Source organism: Streptomyces sp. MnatMP-M17, from assembly GCF_900091995.1.
Taxonomy (GTDB): domain Bacteria; phylum Actinomycetota; class Actinomycetes; order Streptomycetales; family Streptomycetaceae; genus Streptomyces.
On sequence record NZ_FMDK01001161.1, the window covers coordinates 1 to 1,041 of the forward strand.

1 protein-coding gene is annotated in these 1,041 nt (G+C 65.0%); it reads right to left on the reverse strand.

All coding sequences use genetic code 11. The features are described from left to right. The coding region (gene ispG, locus GA0115259_RS37295) for a flavodoxin-dependent (E)-4-hydroxy-3-methylbut-2-enyl-diphosphate synthase (RefSeq protein ID WP_093604978.1) at positions 1-1,041 on the reverse strand (1,041 nt) is incomplete at both ends.

The following is a 1,041-nucleotide window of genomic DNA, read 5'->3' on the forward strand; positions in this document are numbered from 1 at the left end:
CTCCATCTGCTCGGCGATCTTCATCGCCTCTTCGATCAGCGTCTCCACGATCTTCGACTCCGGCACGGTCTTGATGACCTCGCCCTTCACAAAGATCTGGCCCTTGCCATTGCCCGACGCCACACCCAGATCCGCCTCACGCGCCTCACCAGGACCGTTCACCACACAGCCCATCACCGCGACGCGCAGCGGAACCTCCATGCCCTCCAGACCCGCCGTCACCTCGTCCGCCAGCCTGTACACATCCACCTGCGCACGACCGCACGACGGACACGACACAATCTCCAGCCGGCGCTGCTTCAGATTCAGCGCCTCCAGGATCTGGAGGCCGACCTTGACCTCCTCCGCCGGCGGAGCAGACAGCGAGACCCGGATCGTGTCCCCGATCCCCTCGCTCAGCAACGCCCCGAACGCCACCGCCGACTTGATCGTCCCCTGGAACGCCGGACCCGCCTCCGTGACACCCAGATGCAGCGGATAGTCGCACTGCGCGGCGAGCTGACGGTAGGCGTTGACCATCACCACCGGATCGTTGTGCTTCACCGAGATCTTGATGTCCCGGAAACCGTGCTCCTCGAACAGCGACGCCTCCCACAGCGCCGACTCCACCAGAGCCTCCGGCGTCGCCTTCCCGTACTTCCGCAGCAACCGCGCATCCAGCGAACCCGCGTTCACACCAATACGAATCGGCGTCCCCGCATCCCCCGCCGCCTTCGCGATCTCCCGCACCTTGTCGTCGAACTGCTTGATGTTCCCCGGATTCACCCGCACCGCCGCACACCCCGCGTCAATCGCCGCGAACACATACTTCGGCTGGAAATGAATATCCGCGATCACCGGAATCTGCGACTTCCGCGCGATCACCGCCAACGCGTCCGCGTCATCCTGCGTGGGACAGGCAACCCGTACGATCTGGCACCCCGACGCCGTCAGCTCAGCAATCTGCTGCAACGTCGCACCCACATCCGACGTACGCGTCGTCGTCATCGACTGCACCGACACCGGCGCATCCCCACCGACCGCCACCGACCCGACCTGGAT